This window comes from Pseudomonas sp. TMW 2.1634 (assembly GCF_001703595.1).
Classification (GTDB): Bacteria; Pseudomonadota; Gammaproteobacteria; order Pseudomonadales; family Pseudomonadaceae; genus Aquipseudomonas; species Aquipseudomonas fragi.
On the sequence record NZ_CP016849.1, the window covers coordinates 3,703,142 to 3,716,404 of the forward strand.

Below are 13,263 nucleotides of genomic sequence, written 5' to 3' on the forward strand. Positions count from 1 at the left end.
ATACAACCGCCGCGGTTTCCAATAAAACCCCGGCAATGCTATCGCGAGCAAGCCCGCTCCCACAGGTATTACTTCATGGTTCGATCAATTCCAGCCGGCACGGTCCATCATGCGAATGGCTTCGGCTTGGCGCTTGCCTGCCACTTCGACCGGCATTGCGTCGGCCTTGAAGCTGCCCCAGCTGGCGACTTCAGCCGAGGGTGCAACGCTCGGGTTGGCCGGGAATTCCTGGTTCACGCCTGCAAAAATCGATTGCGCTTCAGGGGTGGTCATCCACTCCACCAGGGCCTTGGCCGCTTCAGGGTGCGGCGCGTACTTGGTCAGGCCAATACCCGACAGGTTGACGTGAACGCCACGGTCCGCCTGGTTGGGCCAGAACAGCTTCACCGCCAGATCCGGCTTCTGCTTATGCAGGCGGCCATAGTAGTAGGTGTTGACGATGCCCACGTCGCACTGCCCGGCGTTGATTGCCTCAAGCACGGCGATGTCATCCGAGAACACGTCGGTGGACAGGTTGTTGACCCAGCCCTTGAGGATTTCTTCGGTTTTTTCCGGGCCGTTCACTTCGATCATGGTGGCGGTCAACGACTGGTTGTACACCTTCTTGGCGGTGCGCAGGCACAGGCGGCCTTCCCAGTTCTTGTCGGCCAACGCCTCGTAGGTCGACAGTTCTTCAGGTTTAACCCGGTCGGTCGAATAGGCGATGGTCCGTGCCCGCAGGCTCAGGCCCGTCCATTCATGGCTGGAGGAGCGATATTGCGGCGGGATGTTCTTGTCGATCACCTCGGACGTGAACGGCTGCAGGATGCCCATTTGCTCGGCTTGCCACAGGTTACCGGCGTCCACGGTGAGCAACAGGTCGGCGGTGGCGTTCTGGCCTTCTGCCTTGATGCGCTGCATCAGCGGCGCTTCCTTGTCGGTGATGAACTTGATCTTGACCCCGGTTTTGGCGGTGTACGCGTCAAATACCGGTTTGATCAGCTCGTCGATACGCGAAGAATAAACCACCACTTCATCGGCGGCAGAAACGCTGCTCGCAAATACGGTAAGGGCCAGGGCAGTCAGTAGACGCTTGGGTGCCAACATGGAGGGCGGTCTCTCTTGATGCGAATCGGGCGTAAATGGTAGTGAATCACATTTCCCATCTCAACCTAACTCGAAGCGGAGCCGTTACCAGATGTTGCTAAGTACTCGTAGCAGCTGCCGCAGGCTGCGTTCGGCGGCGAAGCCGTCGCAAGCGCGAAGTCTGCGGTGTGTCAGGCTCACGGTGAACACTGACTCTACGACGGCTTCGCCGCCGAACGCAGCCTTCGGCAGCTGCTACAAGATCAAAGGCATCAATCAGGGTTTGGCCAGCGGCGGCAGGTCACCACTCAGGCCCAGTGCCTGACGCACAAACAAGGCCTTGGCCTCGGGCATTTTATTCACCCATTTCAAACCGGTATTGCGCAGCAACCGGGCGGTCAGCGAGTCCGCCTGGAACAACCGCTCAAAGCCTTCCATCGCCGCCATCAACGCCAGGTTATGCGGCATGCGTCGACGTTCGAACCGGCTTAGCACACGCACATCAGCCAAACGCTCGCCACGGTCAACCGCATGCAGCAGCACATGCGCCAGCACCGCCGCGTCCAGGAAGCCCAGGTTCACGCCCTGCCCGGCCAGCGGGTGGATGGTGTGCGCCGCATCACCGATCAGCGCCAGGCCTTCGGCCACATAGCGTTTGGCATGACGCTGACGCAGTGGCACACATACCCGTGGGTCGGCATTCAACACGCTGCCCAGCCGGCCTTCAAAAGCCAGCTCCAGCTCGCGGCAGAACGCTGCGTCGTCCAGCGTCATCAGGTATTGGGCTTGTTCGGGGGTGATCGACCAGACAATCGAGCACCAGTCCTGCTGACCGTCACGTTCCAGCGGCAAAAACGCCAGCGGGCCGTGATCGGTAAAACGCTGCCAGGCCGTCTGCTGGTGCGGCTCGGCGCATCGCACGCTGGTGACGATGGCGTGGTGCTGGTAATCCCACTCGCGGGTCTCACAGCCGGTCAGGCGGCGCACAGCCGAGTTCGCCCCATCGGCAGCAATCACCAGCGGCGCCCGCAAGGTGCGGCCATCGGCAAGGGTCAGCAGCCAGTCGTCGCCAGAGCGGCGCATCTGCTCCATGCGCGCATTGGCCAGCATCTCGATAGAGCTGCCCTGCAGGCACTCCAGCAGGGCGTCCTGCACCACGCGGTTTTCGACGATATGCCCCAGCACGTCGGCATGCACGCTGGCCGCCGAAAAGTGGATCTGCCCGGTGCCGCTGCCATCCCACACGTGCATGTGGGAATACGGGCTGGCGCGGCGGCGGGTGATGCCGTCCCAGGCGCCAAGGCGCTGCAAGATGCGCTGGCTGGCCGCCGACAGGGCACTGACCCGGGGTTCGAAGGGCGCTTGGGCAGCAAAGGGCTTGACGCTCAGCGGGCCGCCGTCGAGCAGCAGGATTTTCAGCCCGCTGTCCTTGAGCGCCAGCGCCAGTGCGCTTCCGACCATTCCGGCCCCAACAATCAGCAGATCTGCGCGCATTTCCATGCTTTAAGCCTGTCTCGCTAGCGGCGTACGCCGCACCTGAAAAAATGGATCGACACGGGGCGCGTTCGCCCCGCTCGTCATCAACTGTCTGCGCGGGTGCCCAGGCCCATCGCCTGGCGAGCAAACCAGCGCTTGGCCGGGGGCAGCAGATCGAGGCCGAGCAGGCCCAGGTTTCGACCAAACGAGACCAGTGGCTGCTCGCTGCCAAATACCCGCGTCACCTTGTCCGAAAAACCAATGGTCAATTGCTGGTCGAGTTGTTGCGCCTGTTGATAACTCAACAGGGTCGCGAAATCACCCGGGTTCTTGTCACTGGCCAACAAGGCGTCGGCCAGCGCCTGGGCATCACGCAGGGACAGGTTGAAGCCCTGCCCCGCAATCGGATGCAGGCTGTGGGCGGCATTGCCCAGCACCGCCAGATGCGGGCGTACCTGCTCTTGCGCTTCAATCAGGGTCAGGGGGTACAGATGCCGCGCACCCACTTGTTTGAGAGTGCCCAGACGATAGCCGAATACGCCCTGTAGCTCGCTCAAAAAGCTGCGCTCGTCCAGGGCCGCCAGGCGCTGCGCGTCCATCCCCAGACGGGTCCACACCAGGGCGCAGCGGTTGTCAGGCAACGGCAGCAAGGCCATCGGGCCTTCGTCGGTGAAACGCTCGAACGCCATGCCCGCGTGGGGCTGGCTCGGGGTGATATTGGCAATCAGCGCGCTCTGGTTGTACGGCTGCTGACGCACATGGATGCCCAGCTTCTCGCGCAAGCCCGAACGCCCGCCATCGGCCAGGACGGCAAGGTCGCAGTCCAGGGTGGTTTCATCGTTAAGGGTCAGGCGATAGCCGTCTTCCAGCGGTTGCATGTGGATAACTTCGGCCGGGCAACGCCAGCTGATCACGTCCGGGTCCAGGCTTTTCCACAGGCACTGGCCCAGCCAGGCATTCTCGACCACATAACCCAGCGCTGGCACGCCTTCTTCGCTGGCCGACAGCCGCGCCGTCGAGAAGCGCCCGCGGTCTGACACATGAATGTCCTTGATCGGCTCGCCGCGCTCGGCAATCGACGGCCACAGGCCCAGGCGCTCGTAGATGATCCGCGCGCCATAGCTGAGCGCCGAGGAGCGGGCGTCGTAGCTGGGCTGGTAGCTGTTGCCGGGGGCGAACGGTTCGATCAGCACGATCTTCCAGCCACGGGCCTTGGCCCCGGCCTGCAACGCCAGCGCCAGGCTCGCGCCTACCAGGCCGCCACCGATAATGGCCAGATTGACCCGACTCATGCCGCGCCCGCCATCAATGCTTCAATCTCGGCGACGGTTTTTGGCACATCGCCGGTCAGGATTTCACAGCCGTGTTTGGTGACCACCACGTCGTCCTCGATGCGCACGCCAATGCCGCGCCATTTTTTGGCGACATCCAGGTTATTGGGGCTGATGTAGATACCCGGTTCGACGGTCAGGGTCATGCCCGCTTCCAGCACACGCCACTCGCCGCCGACCTTGTATTCGCCCACATCATGCACATCGAGCCCCAACCAGTGGCCGGCGCGGTGCATATAAAACGGTTTATAGGCTTCACTGGCGATCAGTTCGTCAACGTCGCCCTGCAACAGCCCCAGCGCCACCAGTCCGGCGGTAATCACCCGCACAGTGGCTTCATGGGCCTGGTTCCAGTGCTTGTCGGGACCGATCTCGGCAAATGCCGCTTCCTGCGCCGCCAGCACCAGCTCATAGATCGCTTTCTGCTCCGGCGAGAACCGGCCGTTGACCGGAAACGTACGGCTGATATCGCTGGCGTAGCAGTCGATCTCGCAGCCGGCATCAATCAATACCAGGTCGCCGCTTTTGAGCTGCGCGTCGTTCTCCTGGTAATGCAGGATGCAGCTGTTATCGCCAGAAGCGACGATCGAGCCATAGGCTGGCATTTTTGCCCCGCTTTTACGAAATTCGTAATCCAGCTCGGCCTCCAGGCTGTACTCATGCAAACCGGCGCGGCTGGCCTGCATGGCACGCACATGGGCGCGAGCCGAAATTTGCGCCGCATGGCGCATGACCTTGAGTTCTGCCGCCGATTTATACAGGCGCATGTCGTGCAGCAGATGATCCAGAGCAACGAATTCGTTGGGCGGCTGGGCGCCGAGGTTGGCCTTGGAGCGGATCGCATTGATCCACTCCATGAGGTTGCGGTCGAATTCAGGGTTGCCGCCCATCGCCGAGTACACCCGGCTGCGGCCTTCAATCAGCCCCGGCAGGATGTCGTCGATATCGGTGATCGGGAACGCGTCGTCGGCGCCGAAGTCGCGGATCGCGCCCTCTTGCCCGGCCCGCTTGCCGTCCCACAATTCGCGCTCGGCATTGCGTTCGCGGCAAAACAGCACGTACTCGCCATGAACCCGGCCCGGGATCAGGACAATCACCGCCGCAGGCTCGGGAAAGCCGCTCAGGTACTGGAAATTGCTGTCCTGGCGGTAAACATGTTCGACATCGCGATTGCGAATGGCCACCGCCGCTGCGGGGAGGATCGCAATGCTGTTGGGCTCCATCTGCGCCATGAGTGCCTTGCGGCGACGTGCGTATTCCGATTTCGGGATATGGATCATGGGCAGACGGTTTCCCTCTTGTCGTTCAATCAGTGCAGCGAAGGCTTGGCGGGCGCGGCTTCAGCGGTTTTTTTGGTTTCGGTGAACAGCAACAGCGGCGCGACGCGCAGGTATTCCATCACTTCCATATAGTCGCTTTCGCCGTCTTCGGACTCTTCCAGAGCATCTTGCACCTGGGCAATGGCCGCCAGGTCACGCAGCACTTCGTTGGCTTCATCGCTCAACGAATAGGCGCGACGGGTCAGGCCGAAACCGGACAGGAACCCCTGGCACCACTGGCCCAGGGCTGCGGCACGCTCGGTCAACGGCGCGTCGTCGGTGGGCAGCAACAGCACCACGGTCATGTCGTCGCTGGTCAGTTCACCCTTGACCATCTCTTGCAATCCGATCAAGGCATTGCGTACGTTGTCTTGTGGCTCGCCTGCCAACAGCTCGGCGGCTTCGACCAGCCAGGCGTCAGCATCGAAACCGGAACCGGCACAGCTGCGACCCAGCAGGTGGCCATGCAGTTCGGCAGGCGAGACGGAATGGCCGTTGGCGGTCAGCAGGGTTACAAAGGCTTGATACGGGGAATTCTGAATAGGCATGGTCAGCTAGGCGCCAAGCGGCGCTATGTCTAGAATGGAGGGCTTGTATCCTAGCATCGGCAGACGTGCCAGACCATCGAGGCGTCAGTCCCCATCCATCAGAAAATTCACAGTAGGACACAATGGAAGACACCGACCTGCATGCACTGATGGCCAGACTCGAGCTGCTGATTGCCCGGGTTGAGCAACTTAACCGGCAAAACGCACTCTTAATTGCTCAGGAAAAGACTTGGCGCGAGGAACGCGCGCACCTCATTGAAAAAAACGAAATCGCCCGGAACAAGGTGGAATCGATGATTTCGCGCCTCAAAGCCCTGGAGCAAGACTCATGAGTTCAAGCAGTAGCGTCACCGTGCACATTCTCGACAAAGAGTATTCGATCATGTGCCCCCAGGAAGAACGCAGCAACCTGGTGAGCGCCGCCCGCTACCTGGACGGCAAAATGCGTGAAATCCGCAGCAGTGGCAAAGTCATTGGCGCCGACCGTATCGCCGTGATGGCCGCGCTGAATATCACCCACGATCTGTTGCACAAACAGGAAGTCGCCGAAGTTCAGACCAGCAGCTCCACCCGCGAACAGGTGCGCGACCTGCTGGATCGCGTTGACCTGGTGTTGGCCACTGATCCGAACGAACGCCAAAGCTGATTCAAGACGTTACTTTGGGGTATACTCGCGCCACTCCCTGGAGTATTCGCCAGTTAGCGATGTCCCTGAGCCGATTCGCACTACCCTGGAGCTTGCACGTTGGGCCGGTGTGCATGTCCGCTAGACGGAAAGCCTTAAGGTCTACTGCAACTTCCACCTTGAACTTTCGGGTTCAAGGGCCAAGCCGACAGCGGTACGTCGGGGAGCCTGATTTCCGAGCGCAATGCCAGCAACCCGCTGGCATTGGCTTGCACGAGCCACCACCCGGTGCCTCGATCCTGAACAGCACGCCATATGAACGAACCTGCGACGCCTACCCGCCCGCAACTTCGCCGAATGCTGCGCAAAGCCCGCCGCGACCTGTCGCCCTGCGAGCAACGCCAGGCCGCCCGTGGCCTGTACCGGCAACTGGCGCAACACCCGCTGTTTCGCCGCGCCAAACACATCGCCCTGTACCTGCCCACTGACGGTGAAATCGATCCGCGCCTGCTGCTGCGTGAAGCCCAGCGCCGGGGCAAGATCACCTACCTGCCGGTGCTCAGTGCGTGGCCAAAAACCAAAATGGTGTTTCAACGCATTGCCCCCGGCGAAACGCTGCGCCCCAACCGTTTTCGCATTCTCGAACCCCACATCAACCGCGCACGCCAGCGCAAGGTCTGGGCACTGGACCTGGTGCTGCTGCCACTGGTGGGGTTCGATACTATGGGTGGGCGACTGGGCATGGGCGGCGGCTTTTATGACCGCAGCCTGGCGTATCAGGCCAGACGCCAATGCTGGCGCAAGCCGACGCTGGTAGGGCTGGCCCACGAATGTCAGAAGGTAGAGAGCCTGGCCCAGGCCAGTTGGGATGTCCCTTTACAGGGCACGGTCTCGGACAGGCAGTGGTACATCGCCCACTGACAGGCCATCCATCAAGGTTTAGCGTTTGAAAGGTTGTACTTGCTGTTGCGCCAGTTCAATCGGCGCGTCGCTCGAATTCGACCACAAACTTTGCGCATAGCCCGTTGTAACCACACCCAAACCGAACAAAATAACCAGCATCCACAGTAAATCCGGTTTGCGTTTCATCGATTGCCCTCCTTAAGGCAAATCAACACGATGTCAGCGACGGTTTTTGTTATAGGCCGTGCAGCAGCGTCAAGCTTAAAAGGCGGGCATTTTGCGGCAACACGAAGACACACGCAAACGCTGGCGTCAACCGACTGTCGGTTTAGTTAAATATAGTCGGGCAAATTAACCACAGTATGTTTCTGGAGTGAAAAATGGCCTATTGGTTGATGAAATCCGAGCCTGACGAGTTCTCGATCAAGGATTTGCAAAAGCTCGGTGAAGCGCGCTGGGACGGTGTGCGTAACTATCAGGCGCGCAATTTCATGCGGGCGATGACGGTGGGTGACCTGTTTTTTTTCTACCACTCCAGCTGCCCCGAACCGGGTATTGCCGGGGTAGGCCGAATCGTTGAAGCCGCTTACCCCGACCCGACCGCACTGGACCCAGAAAGCCATTACTTCGACCCCAAGGCCAGTGCGGAAAAAAACCCGTGGAGTGCGCTGCAGGTGGCCCATGAGCAGACGTTCCCCAGGGTGATCAAGCTCGACTACCTCAAGCAGCAAACCGCCCTGGCCGAAATGCCGCTGGTGCAAAAAGGCAGCCGCCTTTCGGTGATGCCCGTGACCGATGAGCAATGGGCCGTGGTGATGGGGTTGCTGTAAAGCGGATCGCTGTGGGAGCGGGCTTAGTGTGGGAGCGGGCTTGCTCGCGATGGGATCGCTGTGGTTTACCTGTCAGACATCACCGCCTGAATCGCGAGCAAGCCCGCTCCCACAACACTCCCGCTCTCACCTGACAAGCAGCATCCGCTTTTAGCGTCTACGCTCTGGACTTCCTTTGACTGGCATCAAGTCGCAACCGCCTTGAAACCGTCAAACTAGAGCGCTCTGTGACACAGGATGTCGGCATGTCTAGCAACCACCGTATTTCCCATTATTTCGTTATCCCTTTGGCTGTCTTGCTGATTGCAGCAGGCGGGTTCGGTTATTGGAAATCCCAGCACGACCGCCTCCCTAAAGGCATCAGCATGGGCAACGGTCGGCTCGAAGCCACGGAAGTACAAATCGCAGCCAAAATACCCGGGCGCCTGGCCGAAGTACTGGTCGATGAAGGTGATCGCGTCACCCAGGGCCAATTGCTGGCCCGCATGGACACCCGCACCCTGGAGGCCAGCCGCGCGCAAGCCGAAGCCGAAGTGCTGCGCGCCCGCCAGACCCTGGCCGCCAACGAAGCCAACGTGCAACTGCGCCAGAGCGAGAAGCTGCTGGCCAGCCAGGAGCTCACGCGTTTTCGCCAACTGGCCAAGCGCGGTTTTGCCAGCGGCCAGCAACTGGACCAGCAACAAGCCCGATTCGACACCAGTAACGCCGCAGTCGTCGCCGCCCAGGCCCAGGTCGCCGCCGCCAAGGCCGCGATCGGCTCATCCCAGGCCCAGGTCGCACAGCTGACCAGCGAAATTGACGACAGCAGCCTGCGCGCGCCCATCAACGGCGTGATCCAGCTGCGCCTGGCCGAGCCCGGTGAAGTCCTCGGTTCGGGCGGACGGGTATTTATGATGATCGACCCGAGCGATCAGTACATGAACCTGTACATGCCCGCTTCGGTGGTCGGCAAATTGACCGTGGGCTCTGAAGCCCGCATCGTGCTCGACGCCCTGCCCGACCGGGCACTGCCAGCCAAAATCACCTTTGTTGCAGCCAAATCCCAGTTCACTCCCAAAGAAGTTGAAACCCGCGACGAGCGGCAAAAACTGGTGTTCCGGGTAAAACTGCGCCTTACCGACCCAGGCGCCGTACCACAGGCCAAACCGGGCATGCCGGGCGCCGGTTATGTACGAACCGCCGATGTACCGTGGCCGGCTAATCTGCAATGAGCGATCTGGCGCTAAACGCCAGTGGCATCAGCCACAGGTACGGTAACCAGCAGGCACTGCTGGACATCACGTTCCGCCTGCCCAAGGGCACGCGCTGCGGGCTTATCGGGCCTGATGGCGCGGGCAAGTCGAGCCTGCTGGGGCTGATTGCCGGGGTCAAGAAGCTCCAGGAGGGCACCCTTGAGGTGCTCGGCGGCCCGATTGATAACCGCCGGCATCGCAACACCCTGTACCCGCTGATTGCGTTTATGCCCCAAGGCCTGGGCGGCAACCTTTACCCGGAACTGTCGATCAGCGAAAACATCCGCTTTTTTGGCACCCTGTTTGGCTTGTCGAAAGACGACTGCGAGCAACGCATGGCCGAACTGCTCAAGGCCACCGACCTTGAGCGGTTTGCCGAGCGCCCGGCGGGCAAGCTGTCAGGCGGCATGAAGCAAAAACTCGGGCTGTGCTGCGCGTTGATTCACGAGCCCGACCTGCTGATCCTCGACGAACCCACCACAGGTGTCGACCCGTTGTCACGTCGACGCTTCTGGGAACTGGTAGAGGATGTACGCAGCCAGCGCCCGCAACTGACGCTGCTGGTGGCGACGGCCTATATGGAAGAGGCCGAGCAGTTCGAACACTGCCTGATGCTGGATCGCGGCAAGTTGATTGCCACCGGCCTGAGCCAGGAACTGGCGGCGGTCACCACCACCGGCAAGCTCGACGAGGCCTTCACCCACTATCAGGGCGACAGCGGCCACAGCAGCGAGCCACTGGTGATTCCGCCGCGCACCAGCGACAACAGTGATATCGCCATTGAAGCCCACGACCTGACGCTCAGATTCGGCGACTTTACCGCGGTGAACAAAGTCAGCTTTGCCATTGGCCGGGGCGAGATTTTCGGTTTTCTGGGCTCCAACGGCTGCGGCAAGACCACCACCATGAAGGTCCTCACCGGGCTGATGCCCGCCACCGAAGGCAGCGCCAAACTGCTGGGCAACCCGGTAAATGCCAAGGACCTGGCCACCCGCAAGCGCGTGGGTTTCATGTCGCAGAGCTTTTCGTTGTACGGCGAGTTGAGTGTGCGGCAAAACCTGGTGCTGCACGCGCAACTGTTCGATTTGCCCAAGGCCGAAAGCGAGCCGCGCATCGAAGAGTTGATCGAGCGCTTCGATCTTGGGGACGTGGCCACACAACAGTCCGGCGAACTGCCCCTGGGCCTGCGCCAGCGCCTGTCGCTGGCGGTGGCCGTGCTGCATCGCCCCGAAGTGCTGATCCTCGACGAGCCCACTTCGGGCGTCGACCCGGCCGCCCGCGATGACTTCTGGCGCCTGCTGATCGAGCTGTCCCGCGAGCAGGGGGTGACCATCTTCCTGTCCACCCACTTTATGAACGAAGCCCAGCGCTGCGACCGTATTTCGTTGATGCATGCGGGCAAGGTGCTGGCCTGCGATACACCCGATGCGCTGCAACAGCAATTCCACGGTGACACCCTGGAAGCAGCGTTTGTCACCTGCCTGGAGCAGGCCCAGAACGATCAGGATGCCAGCGCCGCCTCGGCTGCGCAGCCTGCGGTCAATGCGCCGCCACCGGTCAGCAAAAGGGGTTTCAGCCTGACCCGGCTGATTGCCGTGGCCAGCCGCGAATCCAAGGAATTACTGCGCGACAAGGTGCGCATGGCCTTTGCCTTGCTGGGCGCGCTGTTCATGATGGTGATTTTTGGCTACGGCATTTCCCTGGACGTGGAAAACCTCGCCTTCGCGGTCTACGACCAGGACCAAAGCCCGCAAAGCCGCGCCTATCTCGAAGCATTCCGCGGTTCCCGCTATTTCGAAGAGCACACACCGATCCGCAGTGCCGAAGAATTGCACAAGCGTCTGCAACGCTCGGAAATAAAAATCGCCCTGGAAATTCCCCCGGGGTTTGGCCGCGACTTGTATGCCGGGCGCCAGCCGACAGTTGCCGCATGGCTCGATGGTGGCATGCCGTTTCGCGCCGAAACCAGCCGCAGCTATGTGCAGGCCGTGCATCAGGCCAACCTGGAGCAACTGGCCACCTTGAGCAGTCAGGCGCAAAACCGGCAAGCCGCAGTCAAGCTGGAAACCCGCTTTCGCTACAACCAGGATGTCATCAGCGTCAATGCCATCGGTCCCGGCGTCATGGCGCTGATCCTGGCGTTTATCCCGGCCATGCTGACCGCGCTGGGCATCGTGCGTGAAAAAGAACTGGGCTCCATCACCAATTTTTACGCCACACCACTGACACGTCTCGAATTCCTGCTGGGCAAACAGGCACCGTACCTGGCGGTAAGCCTGGTCAACCTGGCCTTGCTGGTGGCCATGAACCGCTGGCTGTTTGGCGTACCGTTCAAGGGCAGCGGCTTGACCCTGGCGCTGGGCGGGCTGTTGTATGTGCTGTCGACCACCAGCATGGGCCTGCTGATTTCCGCCTTCACCCGCACCCAGATCGCCGCCATCCTGGGCACCATGATCATCACCAGCCTGCCGACTATTCAGTTTTCCGGCCTGCTGGTGCCGCGCTCCTCGCTGGAAGGTGCTTCGGCAGTGATGGGCATGCTGTTCCCGGCCGGGCACTTCCTCGATATCGCAGTGGGCACCTTCACCAAAGCGCTGGACCTGCGCCAGTTGTGGCCGCAATGCCTGGCGCTGTTCGGCTTTTTTGTCGCGTTTACCGGGCTGAGCCTGATCATGCTCAAGAAGCAGGAGGTTTGATGCACAAGCTCTCGCACATCCTGCGCCTAGGCCTTAAAGAACTCACCAGCCTGCGACATGACAGCGTGCTGCTGCTGTTTTTGCTCTATGCCTTTACGGTGGCGATTTATATGCCGGCGTCGAGCTCGATCATCGGTGTGCACAACGCCAGCGTTGCCATCATTGATGAAGACCACAGCCCCCTGTCACGCAAACTCGGCGAATCGCTGCTGCCCCCGGAGTTCAAAGCGCCACAAGCCTTGCCTTATGACCAGCTCGATCAAGCGATGGATAACGGCCAGTACACCTTTGTGATCAATGTGCCAGCCAACTTCCAGGCCGACTTGCTGGCAGGCCGCCAACCCGGCCTGCAGGTCAACGTCGATGCCACCGCGATGAGCCAGGCATTTATGGGGGCGGGCTATATCGGGCAGATTTTCCAGCGCGAACTGCTCAACTATGCCGGCCAGGGTGACGCGGCGGCAAAAAGCCCGGCACTGATTTCCAGCCGCGCGTTGTTCAACGCCAACCTGGAAGGCGGCTGGTTTTTGGCCGTCATCCAGATCGTCAACAACATCACCATTCTGGCCATTGTGCTGACAGGCACCGCGTTGCTGCGCGAGCGCGAGCACGGCACGCTCGACCATTTGCTGGTGCTGCCGCTGACGGCGCTGGAAATCATGTTGGCAAAAATCTGGAGCAACATGCTGGTGGTGGTGCTGTGCACTTGGGTGTCGCTGGAAGTCATCGTCAAATGGGCGCTGGGCGTGCCACTGGCGGGGTCGTTGACCCTGTTTCTGCTGGTCACCGCGCTGTACCTGTTTGCCAGTACCGCGCTGGGGATCTTCCTTGCGACCCTGGCGCGCTCAACACCGCAGTTCGGTTTGCTGGCCATCCCGGTAATCATCCCGATGCTTTTGCTCTCGGGCGGCAGCACGCCGCTGGACAGCATGCCGGTGTGGCTGCAATGGGTGATGCAATGCTCGCCGTCGACCCACTTTGTCAGCCTGAGCGCGGCGATCCTGTTCCGCGGAGCGGGGGTGAGCGTGGTGTGGCCGGACTTGCTGGCCCTGACAGGTATTGGCCTGGTGTTCTTCGCCATTGCCCTGGCACGGTTTCGCAAGAGTCTGGCGTCGTAAGCCCGGGCACGGGTTATGTGGGAGCGGGCTTGCTCGCGATGCAAGCGCCTCGATACGTCAGACAGGTCGAGGTGAAACTATCGCGAGCAAGCCCGCTCCCACACAAAAGCCAGGCCGGTA

The 13,263-nt window shown here is 61.1% G+C and carries 13 protein-coding genes and 1 other RNA gene; 8 read left to right on the top strand and 6 right to left on the bottom strand.

Translation table 11 applies throughout. The annotated features are described in order from the left end of the window. Nucleotides 1–84: 84 nt before the first annotated feature. The 5 genes from BFC21_RS17475 to BFC21_RS17495 all read right to left on the bottom strand — a co-directional run bounded on the left by BFC21_RS17475 (nt 85) and on the right by BFC21_RS17495 (nt 5,739). Complete coding sequence (locus BFC21_RS17475; protein WP_016783039.1) at nt 85–1,086, bottom strand: extracellular solute-binding protein; 1,002 nt, start codon at nt 1,084–1,086, stop codon at nt 85–87. Between the two features lie 255 nt (nt 1,087–1,341). After that, nucleotides 1,342–2,559: a 2-octaprenyl-3-methyl-6-methoxy-1,4-benzoquinol hydroxylase gene (locus BFC21_RS17480; RefSeq protein WP_177342612.1), complete on the bottom strand. Its 1,218-nt coding sequence runs from the start codon at nt 2,557–2,559 to the stop codon at nt 1,342–1,344. An 86-nt stretch (nt 2,560–2,645) separates the two neighbouring features. Then, on the bottom strand, nt 2,646–3,833 hold the full coding sequence (gene ubiH / locus BFC21_RS17485) for a 2-octaprenyl-6-methoxyphenyl hydroxylase (protein ID WP_088378509.1): 1,188 nt from the start codon (nt 3,831–3,833) through the stop codon (nt 2,646–2,648). Further along, nucleotides 3,830–5,152, bottom strand: coding sequence for a Xaa-Pro aminopeptidase (gene pepP / locus BFC21_RS17490; RefSeq protein ID WP_120266402.1), 1,323 nt, complete (start codon nt 5,150–5,152; stop codon nt 3,830–3,832). Before pepP ends, ubiH begins: the two co-directional genes overlap by 4 nt. Nucleotides 5,153–5,181: 29 nt before the next feature. Continuing rightward, nucleotides 5,182–5,739 (bottom strand): YecA family protein, encoded by a 558-nt coding sequence (locus BFC21_RS17495; protein WP_088378511.1) that lies wholly within the window; start codon nt 5,737–5,739, stop codon nt 5,182–5,184. A gap of 122 nt (nt 5,740–5,861) precedes the next feature. Between BFC21_RS17495 and BFC21_RS17500 the strand changes: the two genes are divergently transcribed. From BFC21_RS17500 to BFC21_RS17515, 4 genes are all read left to right on the top strand, one after another. Then, nucleotides 5,862–6,071: a TIGR02449 family protein gene (locus tag BFC21_RS17500; protein ID WP_016783034.1), complete on the top strand. Its 210-nt coding sequence runs from the start codon at nt 5,862–5,864 to the stop codon at nt 6,069–6,071. Then, on the top strand, nt 6,068–6,385 hold the full coding sequence (locus tag BFC21_RS17505; RefSeq protein ID WP_016783033.1) for a cell division protein ZapA: 318 nt from the start codon (nt 6,068–6,070) through the stop codon (nt 6,383–6,385). Before BFC21_RS17500 ends, BFC21_RS17505 begins: the two co-directional genes overlap by 4 nt. A gap of 31 nt (nt 6,386–6,416) precedes the next feature. Continuing rightward, nucleotides 6,417–6,594: non-coding RNA, 6S RNA (gene ssrS, locus BFC21_RS17510), on the top strand. An 85-nt stretch (nt 6,595–6,679) separates the two neighbouring features. Further along, on the top strand, nt 6,680–7,285 hold the full coding sequence (locus BFC21_RS17515; protein WP_088378512.1) for a 5-formyltetrahydrofolate cyclo-ligase: 606 nt from the start codon (nt 6,680–6,682) through the stop codon (nt 7,283–7,285). Between the two features lie 18 nt (nt 7,286–7,303). Here the strand turns inward: BFC21_RS17515 and BFC21_RS27325 are convergent, their stop codons facing one another. After that, nucleotides 7,304–7,453 carry a hypothetical protein gene (locus tag BFC21_RS27325; RefSeq protein WP_016783031.1) on the bottom strand — a complete coding sequence of 50 codons (150 nt, stop codon included), beginning with the start codon at nt 7,451–7,453 and terminating at the stop codon, nt 7,304–7,306. Between the two features lie 194 nt (nt 7,454–7,647). Here BFC21_RS27325 and BFC21_RS17520 point away from each other — a divergent pair, with 194 nt between their 5' ends. The 4 genes from BFC21_RS17520 (at nt 7,648) to BFC21_RS17535 (ending at nt 13,143) form a co-directional block, all read left to right on the top strand. Further along, entirely contained in the window at nt 7,648–8,097 is a 450-nt protein-coding gene (locus BFC21_RS17520; protein WP_088378513.1) for an EVE domain-containing protein, read from the top strand. 245 nt (nt 8,098–8,342) lie between these two features. Beyond that, nucleotides 8,343–9,308 carry an HlyD family secretion protein gene (locus BFC21_RS17525; protein WP_088378514.1) on the top strand — a complete coding sequence of 322 codons (966 nt, stop codon included), beginning with the start codon at nt 8,343–8,345 and terminating at the stop codon, nt 9,306–9,308. Then, nucleotides 9,305–12,025, top strand: coding sequence for a ribosome-associated ATPase/putative transporter RbbA (gene rbbA, locus BFC21_RS17530; protein ID WP_120266403.1), 2,721 nt, complete (start codon nt 9,305–9,307; stop codon nt 12,023–12,025). Before BFC21_RS17525 ends, rbbA begins: the two co-directional genes overlap by 4 nt. Next, nucleotides 12,025–13,143 carry an ABC transporter permease gene (locus BFC21_RS17535; protein ID WP_088378516.1) on the top strand — a complete coding sequence of 373 codons (1,119 nt, stop codon included), beginning with the start codon at nt 12,025–12,027 and terminating at the stop codon, nt 13,141–13,143. The genes rbbA and BFC21_RS17535 overlap by 1 nt, the downstream gene beginning before the upstream one ends. Nucleotides 13,144–13,263: the final 120 nt, after the last annotated feature.

What these genes read in the sequence shown, in the direction of transcription:
- BFC21_RS27325 (WP_016783031.1), bottom strand. Translation starts at nt 7,453, where the DNA reads ATGAAACGCAAACCGGATTTACTGTGGATGCTGGTTATTTTGTTCGGT.
- BFC21_RS17535 (WP_088378516.1), top strand. Translation starts at nt 12,025, where the DNA reads ATGCACAAGCTCTCGCACATCCTGCGCCTAGGCCTTAAAGAACTCACC.
- BFC21_RS17515 (WP_088378512.1), top strand. Translation starts at nt 6,680, where the DNA reads ATGAACGAACCTGCGACGCCTACCCGCCCGCAACTTCGCCGAATGCTG.
- BFC21_RS17495 (WP_088378511.1), bottom strand. Translation starts at nt 5,739, where the DNA reads ATGCCTATTCAGAATTCCCCGTATCAAGCCTTTGTAACCCTGCTGACC.
- BFC21_RS17525 (WP_088378514.1), top strand. Translation starts at nt 8,343, where the DNA reads ATGTCTAGCAACCACCGTATTTCCCATTATTTCGTTATCCCTTTGGCT.
- rbbA (WP_120266403.1), top strand. Translation starts at nt 9,305, where the DNA reads ATGAGCGATCTGGCGCTAAACGCCAGTGGCATCAGCCACAGGTACGGT.
- BFC21_RS17505 (WP_016783033.1), top strand. Translation starts at nt 6,068, where the DNA reads ATGAGTTCAAGCAGTAGCGTCACCGTGCACATTCTCGACAAAGAGTAT.
- BFC21_RS17500 (WP_016783034.1), top strand. Translation starts at nt 5,862, where the DNA reads ATGGAAGACACCGACCTGCATGCACTGATGGCCAGACTCGAGCTGCTG.
- ubiH (WP_088378509.1), bottom strand. Translation starts at nt 3,833, where the DNA reads ATGAGTCGGGTCAATCTGGCCATTATCGGTGGCGGCCTGGTAGGCGCG.
- pepP (WP_120266402.1), bottom strand. Translation starts at nt 5,152, where the DNA reads ATGATCCATATCCCGAAATCGGAATACGCACGTCGCCGCAAGGCACTC.
- BFC21_RS17520 (WP_088378513.1), top strand. Translation starts at nt 7,648, where the DNA reads ATGGCCTATTGGTTGATGAAATCCGAGCCTGACGAGTTCTCGATCAAG.
- BFC21_RS17480 (WP_177342612.1), bottom strand. Translation starts at nt 2,559, where the DNA reads ATGCGCGCAGATCTGCTGATTGTTGGGGCCGGAATGGTCGGAAGCGCA.
- BFC21_RS17475 (WP_016783039.1), bottom strand. Translation starts at nt 1,086, where the DNA reads ATGTTGGCACCCAAGCGTCTACTGACTGCCCTGGCCCTTACCGTATTT.